Here is a 6,378-nt window from a genome sequence, read left to right as displayed (position 1 = left end):
TTTTCTTTTCGTTTTTGCTGGGCTTGAACAAAAGATGAAAGCTTTCGAACTTCTGCTTTCACATTATTCAAACCAATCAGTTCATCAAGACGCTCCATAGGCGATTTTTCATCTTTGTCTGATGAATCTTCCCATTCCAGATCGTTGACGTCAATTCGCATATGATCAAGCCAATGGTGCTTATCCCGCTCCGCTTCTGATGCTCCTTTTTGAAAGACGGTCTTCATCACTAGGTTTTTCACAGTTCGAGCATTGCCGAAAGAATCATCGACACGTTCACGATCGATTAATGAAGTGAATTCGGTAAGAGCTCTTTCGGTAAAAAAGAAGTCGTTTTGCATCGCTGTCTGTTCAGCAATGGTTACGAGTTCGTCCATTTTATAATCAGGCAGTTCAATATGGTTCTGTTCTGGAAAACGGCTTCTCAGACCGGGATTAGACCACAGGAATTGACGCATTTCTTCAGGATACCCCGCCAATATAACAGCAAATTTTCCTCCAAATTCTTTGCTGGTCATTGCGGAAACAAGTGTATCAATTACTGCCTGACCGTAATCATTGCCGGTCTGGCCTTCCCGCTTCAAGCTGTATGCCTCATCAATGAACAAGACCCCACCAATAGCTTGTTTAACATAGTTCATCGTGTTTTCTTCACTTTGTCCCACATAAGACCCAACAAGGTGTGAACGGTTCACTTCTACAACTTCTTTTGTATCCAATATGCCGAGTTCATGATAAATATTTGCCAGCAGGCGAGCAATTGTTGTTTTCCCTGTTCCAGGGTTCCCTGTAATAATCATATGAAGGCCGGGCTCGTCCACCATGGAAAAACCAAAGCTTTTACGCTGCTGCTGATATTTTAAAAAGTGATAATAGCGTTTGATGTAAGTCTTCACATCATGCAACCCTATCATTTGGTCAAAAGACTCTAAAGGGTTGCTTATGGACTGATCTGTTAAAAACCCGGGCAACCGTTTATACAATTCATCTTGATCGTCGGATAATTGCCGTGTTCGTTCATTGATTTCCTTAACCGGGATACGGATTCTTCTGTTTTCAATTGAAGATATGGCATCTTCCATCATTTGTTCAAGTTCAGATAGCTGCTCATAAACGTCTTGGTATAGCTTCAATCGGCTCGTGGCGTCAATAATGGTTTTCTCGGCCAACTCACCGTCCCATTCTTCCTTCAACTCTTTCACATCAGCATAAATGGCTCTCGCCTTTTTAGCTTTTGCTGAATCATGATCCGTTTCATGGAGCACCCACTGTTCAAGTGGTGTGCGTTTTAATAAGCTATAGGCTTGCATCATTTGTTTTGATTCATACAGATCATTCACCAACATATGACTCCTATCCAAAATTCTAGCTTCGTCTATGAATTGATCAGCTAACGAATCGTTCTCAGGATGCCGTTTGATCCGATGATAGGCTAGCGTTACGTAGAGGAGTGCTTTCAATTCTGTATCTTCTATGTCGTGTTCATTCAAATATCTAAGTGCCTCCACCTCAGAAATAGGTGGCTGTTGATCGAGGCTGTTCCATTCCTTTAATTGTTCTATCATCGATATCACTTCCTTTCCTATCGCCGGTTTTCATTTTACCATAGTACGTCGTATATGTAGATGAACTTGATTTCTAATAAAAAAACCGCTTCCTTGGAAAGAAGCGGTGAGAGTTTTAGTACTGTTGATTTCGTGCTTCGTCTTTAATTTCTTGGCGCATAGCTTCGATGGATTGGTTACGGTTTTTATTCTTTCTCTCGATGTTCTGCTTTTCCTCTTCTGTTGCAAACTCTAGAGAATTATGTGACGCTTCAATGTTTTCAATTGTATTGGTCACATTCTGTTGTAGTCGATCTACGTTGTCAGCTCTGTTATCAGGATTTGGCTTGTTTTCTTTGTTTGGCATATGCTGTTGTTTATGGGACATTTCTTCAACCTCCTATAGGTTCGGTTGACTCTTAAATTCCTGAGTCATGGGTTACTTTCTCCCATTATGATAGCTTTTATTCGAAATACCTTAATAGAAAACAGGGAAATAATCCCACCTCAGGTCATCCAATTTTTGGATGACCTGAGGTGGGATCGGTTTCGGCTGAATGGTTATTCTAATAAAAAAAGCAAATCCCAGCACTTTATGATGGGATTTGCTTTATACGATCATTGTGGCGTTTTTCTATACGATCATCGATTTGATCCAACAACTGCTGATCCTCTTGAATGGAACGAATGTTTTCTTTTACACGTTCCTCAAAAGACATAGAATTTTGTTTTCTCATGGGAATCTCTCCTTTAATGTTAAGGATTCCCATATTTAAGAAAAAATATCCCTAATTAAGCTGATCTTTCATTTTAATCATGAAATCATACGTCATTGGACCAACTTTTCTAGGTTGTTGGACAACTCCGTCTGTACCAATAAAATAAGTAGTCGGTATCGAAATGGCCTGATAAGTATTCGTCGTCTCTAGCTCTTTATCTAAAAGAACAGGGAAAGTGTATCCACCCTCTTCGACGTACTCCTTAACAACTCCGATATTTTCTTCTGCTGCTGTGCCATTGATCGCCAGCACTTCTACTTCTTTTCCATATTCTTTATGGAACTTTTCCATTTCAGGCATTTCTTCTTGACACGGTGGGCACCAAGTCGCCCAGAAATTAAGAAAGACTTTCTTCCCTTTATAATCCGAGAGCTTTACAGTCTGCCCATCTAAAGTTTCTAACGAAAAGTCAGGAGCTTTCTCGCCAACCTTCAGTCCACTAGGTGCGTTAGGAGAAATCATCCCTGCCCCTTCGCCTGCTTCAGAAAGCTCTTGCGATTGTGTTTTCTCATCTGTTGCTGCCTGTCTTTCATCCACAACATTATAAATAACAACACCTAATAAAATTAGCAAGAATAGTGAAGCCAATATTTGTTTTATCACAACGGTATTCCCCTTTAAGGCTCGTTTTATTACTGAGTCTAATTCGATGCCCTGTTCTATATATAAGAATATAGAAGACCTGTTATGCCTGTAAAGACAATGGAGAAATTTATATTGAAATTGTCATAAATCACACAAAAAAACCGCCCCAAATGGACGGTTTTTTATGTGAAGCTTAGTTTAATTTATTTCGAAGAACCATTTGAAGGATACCACCGTGACGGTAATAATCAACTTCTACTTCACTATCAAAACGAGCAACAACGTCAAATTCTTTCTTGTCGCCTTCCTCGTTTGTAGCAGTTACTTTTACTAAGTCATGCGGCTTAACATCTTCACCAATTTGGACATCAAATGTCTCGCGTCCCGTCAATCCAAGAGAATCGATGGAATCACCGTCTTTGAATTGAAGTGGAAGAACACCCATCATAACTAAGTTCGAACGGTGAATACGCTCAAAGCTTTGAGCAATGACTGTCTTAATTCCAAGAAGATCCGTTCCTTTTGCAGCCCAGTCACGAGAACTTCCCATACCGTAGTCATTTCCTGCGATAACCATAAGTGGTGTATCATCCTGCTGATATTTCATTGCAGCTGTATAGATTGGCATCACTTCTTCTGTCGGCCAGTAAGTTGTGAAACCACCCTCTGTACCAGGAGCTAATTCATTACGGATACGAATGTTTGCAAACGTACCACGCATCATAACCTCGTGATTACCACGGCGGGAACCGTAGGAGTTGAAGTTACGAGGACTTACACCATTGTCCTGCAAGTACTCCCCTGCTGGCATATCTTTTGGAATCGCACCTGCTGGTGAGATGTGGTCCGTTGTTACGGAATCACCGAACTTACCAACTACTCTCATGCCATTCAACGGCTTGACTGATTCTGGATCCTTAGAAAGACCTTCGAAGAATGGAGGATTCTGGATGTAAGTAGAATCATCATTCCAGTCATACAATGGCTCATCTGTTGTATCAATTTCATTCCATTTTTCATTGGAATTGAATACACTTTCGTATTCTTTACGGAAAATCTCAGGAGTCACAACACGGGAAATTTCTCCTTTGATTTCTTCTTGAGATGGCCAAATATCATCGAAGAATACGTCGTTTCCGTCTTTATCTTTTCCGACCGCCTCATTCTTGAGATCGATATCCACTGTACCTGCAAGAGCATAAGCGACAACTAGCGGTGGAGATGCTAAATAGTTCGCTTTAACAAGCGGGTGAATACGCCCTTCAAAGTTACGGTTACCAGAAAGAACAGAAGATACAGTCAAGTCGCTATCTGCAATCGCTTTTTCGATTTCAGGAAGCAACGGACCGGAGTTACCGATACATGTTGTACAACCGTAACCTACAAGATTGAAACCAAGCTGGTTTAGATAATTCATAAGGCCGGAATCTTCCAAGTAGCGAGTAACAACTTTAGACCCTGGTGCTAATGACGTTTTCACGTAGTCAGGGACATCCAGGCCTTTCTCAACAGCTTTTTTAGCTACAAGGCCTGCACCTAGCATAACGTGCGGATTTGACGTGTTCGTACATGAAGTGATCGCTGCAATCGCAAGTGCACCTGTCTTCATGACCGTCTTATCACCATTTTCAAACTGTACTTCCACTTCTTTATCGAATTCAGACTTGTCTAATCCAAAGCCGTGGTTTCCAGCCGGTCCTGTAATTGCCTTTTCAAATGAATCTTTCATTTGAGAAAGCGGAATTAAATCTTGAGGACGTTTTGGTCCTGAAAGGTTTGGTTCAAGTTCTCCGAGATCGATTTCAACTAGAGAAGTGAACGCAGGATCCTCAAAGGATGGATCATACCAAAGATTGTTCTTCTTACAATATTCTTCAACAAGAGCGATTTGTTCTTCACTTCGCCCTGTTAAACGTAAGTATTCAAGTGATTCCCGATCAACTGGGAAGAAACCACATGTTGCTCCATATTCTGGAGCCATGTTTGAGATCGTTGCGCGATCTGCAAGCGGCATTTCCTGTAACCCAGGTCCGAAGAACTCAACAAATTTACCAACAACGTTCTGTTCACGAAGTTTCTGTGTCACTTTCAATGCTAAGTCGGTCGCAGTAGTCCCTTGTGGGAAGCTTCCATTCAATTTAACACCGATAACTTCTGGAGCAGGGAAATATGAAGGCTGACCAAGCATTCCTGCTTCAGCTTCAATACCACCTACACCCCAACCAAGGACACCAAGTCCGTTGATCATTGTTGTGTGTGAGTCAGTTCCAACTAGTGTGTCAGGATAAGTATCATGAGAACCATCTTCATTCTCAGTAGCGTGAACTACATTTGCAATGTATTCCAAGTTCACCTGGTGGACAATTCCTGTCGCAGGTGGAACGGCACGATAGTTATCAAATGCTTTTTGTGCCCAGTGAAGAAATTCATAACGTTCTTGATTTCGTTCGAATTCAAGCTCCATGTTCACGTTAAGTGAATCAGGAGTACCGTATTTATCAACCTGTACAGAGTGGTCAATAACAAGATCCACCGGTACTTCTGGGTTGATTTCATCTGGGCTTCCACCCATATCTACCATTGCTTTTCTCAAAGAAGCAAGGTCGACTACAGCTGGTACCCCAGTGAAGTCCTGCAAGATAACACGAGAAGGTTTAAATGGTACATCCTCCCCTTTAGATTTTTCAGTTCCCCAGTTTGCTAGACTCTCGACGTGTTCATCCTTAATTACACGTCCGTCATGTTGACGCAACAGAGATTCTAGAAGGATACGGATGGAAAAAGGTAGTCGGGAGATCTTACCATGTCCCGCATCTTCTAAGGCTTTTAAATCGTAATAGTTGTAGGTTTGGCCATTTAGGTCAAATTGTTTGCGAGCATTGAATGCATTGCTAGCCATATTCCTTTTTTACCCCCTCATCAAAATTTAAATGGCGAAGCCGAGTCTTCGGCGTCTCCATTCCCCAATTGTATAATTTGATCCCTCACAAAAATACAAGTTCACAAATCCCAACTTTTATTGTAAATGAAAACGATTTATAAGTAAAATATATCTGCATTATTTTTCTGAATTCGATATCAGCGCCCCCCGCCTTCTGTTCTTGTATTTATGAATACAAGCTTTTATAATATAAAAAGAAACATTATTACTTAGAAAATGAAACAGGTGATCATATGTCAGGTGGATTTGCCTTCTTCATCGTCGGGTGGATCATCATCATGGTAGGTTTGATGAGTATTGGCGGCTTTTTTATGTTCCGTAAATTCCTCAAACGTCTACCAAAAGAAGATGGAAAATCAATCATAGACTGGGAAGAATATTACGTTGACCAGACGCGCCATATGTGGTCTCAGGATCATAAAGACCTTTTAGAAGAACTTGTATCTCCTGTGCCGGAAATATTCAGAGACGTCGCTAGACAGAAAATTGCTGGAAGAATCGGCCAGCTTGCTATGGAAAAAAAGAAGAA

6 protein-coding genes are annotated in these 6,378 nt (G+C 41.1%); 1 reads left to right on the top strand and 5 read right to left on the bottom strand.

The window, feature by feature from the left end; all coding sequences use genetic code 11:
• From LD39_RS16245 to acnA, 5 genes are all read right to left on the bottom strand, one after another.
• Window positions 1-1,565, bottom strand: a 1,565-nt coding sequence (locus tag LD39_RS16245; RefSeq protein ID WP_035549797.1) for an AAA family ATPase, incomplete at its 3' end; no start/stop codon positions are given.
• A gap of 115 nt (window positions 1,566-1,680) precedes the next feature.
• Window positions 1,681-1,911 carry a small acid-soluble spore protein Tlp gene (gene tlp, locus LD39_RS16240; protein ID WP_035549804.1) on the bottom strand — a complete coding sequence of 77 codons (231 nt, stop codon included), beginning with the start codon at window positions 1,909-1,911 and terminating at the stop codon, window positions 1,681-1,683.
• A gap of 226 nt (window positions 1,912-2,137) precedes the next feature.
• The gene (locus LD39_RS22795) at window positions 2,138-2,281 is read right to left on the bottom strand and encodes an FbpB family small basic protein (protein WP_156112681.1); all 144 of its coding nucleotides are present in this window, start codon (window positions 2,279-2,281) and stop codon (window positions 2,138-2,140) included.
• A 51-nt stretch (window positions 2,282-2,332) separates the two neighbouring features.
• On the bottom strand, window positions 2,333-2,926 hold the full coding sequence (locus LD39_RS16235) for a TlpA disulfide reductase family protein (protein ID WP_035549794.1): 594 nt from the start codon (window positions 2,924-2,926) through the stop codon (window positions 2,333-2,335).
• A gap of 175 nt (window positions 2,927-3,101) precedes the next feature.
• Entirely contained in the window at window positions 3,102-5,807 is a 2,706-nt protein-coding gene (gene acnA / locus LD39_RS16230) for an aconitate hydratase AcnA (protein WP_035549791.1), read from the bottom strand.
• 275 nt (window positions 5,808-6,082) lie between these two features.
• On the opposite strand from acnA, the gene LD39_RS16225 reads away from it, so the two are divergent.
• Window positions 6,083-6,378, top strand: a 296-nt coding sequence (locus LD39_RS16225; RefSeq protein ID WP_035549801.1) for a DUF2621 family protein, incomplete at its 3' end; no start/stop codon positions are given.

The sequence above is a fragment of the Halobacillus sp. BBL2006 genome, assembly GCF_000786645.1.
In the GTDB taxonomy this organism is placed as follows: domain Bacteria; phylum Bacillota; class Bacilli; order Bacillales; family Halobacillaceae; genus Halobacillus.
Note: the sequence above shows the minus strand (reverse complement) of the source record. Positions and strands in the feature narration are given on the sequence as shown.